This is a genomic window from Paenalcaligenes sp. Me52, from assembly GCF_050487965.1.
Taxonomy (GTDB): domain Bacteria; phylum Pseudomonadota; class Gammaproteobacteria; order Burkholderiales; family Burkholderiaceae_B; genus Paenalcaligenes.
This window is the reverse complement of the sequence record NZ_JBKQFO010000025.1, coordinates 1-668: the sequence shown is the minus strand read 5'-3', so window position 1 is coordinate 668 and position 668 is coordinate 1. Positions and strand designations below refer to the sequence as shown.

Sequence of the window (668 nt, the reverse complement as noted above, 5' to 3'; positions counted from 1 at the left end):
TTCACCTTCCCCTCAAGCTTATCTTTCTTAAAAAGAGAAATAATTCTTAAATTCAAATAGTTATATACAATCTACTCTCTTTCTTGTGACTAGCTTCACATTTCATACTGATGCATTGGAATGAAATAAAATTTCATGAGATTTTGTGTTTGAGAAAAATTATTTCATGAGGTGTGAAATGGACGCAAAGCTGTACATCACTGAGATCATCAATGAATTAACCTTCGTTAAGGACTCTATCCGTGAGGATGACTGCACCAAATTGATCGACGCTATTCAGCAAAGCCAGCGCGTTTTCTGCTATGGCATGGGACGTGCCGGCTTTTCCATGAAAGCCTTCACCATGCGCCTGATGCATATGGGAAAAGAGGTTTACTTCCTGACGGAAACCATTACGCCGAACTTTGGGCCTGGCGATCTGTTTATCGTTTCTTCCGCTTCCGGTGAGACAGCACAACTGGTGGCACTGGCGAAAAAAGCACGTCAGCTTGGCGGCGCTGTGGCGGTGTTAACCACGAATCGACACGCCACTATCACCGAGTTTGTCGATGTCATCGTGCAAATTAATGCCCCTTCCAAAAATCAAAAAGATTCTGTTTTCCGCTCGGCACAGCCGATGGCGTCGTTGTATGAGCAAGCTTTGCTGGTGATTGCCGATGCATTAGTGA

General features: G+C 44.2%; 1 protein-coding gene. It reads left to right on the top strand.

Annotated features, from left to right (window positions below):
• Positions 1–178: 178 nt before the first annotated feature.
• A partial coding sequence (gene hxlB, locus ACLO87_RS16765; protein WP_430224339.1) for a 6-phospho-3-hexuloisomerase occupies positions 179–668 on the top strand: 490 nt, incomplete at its 3' end.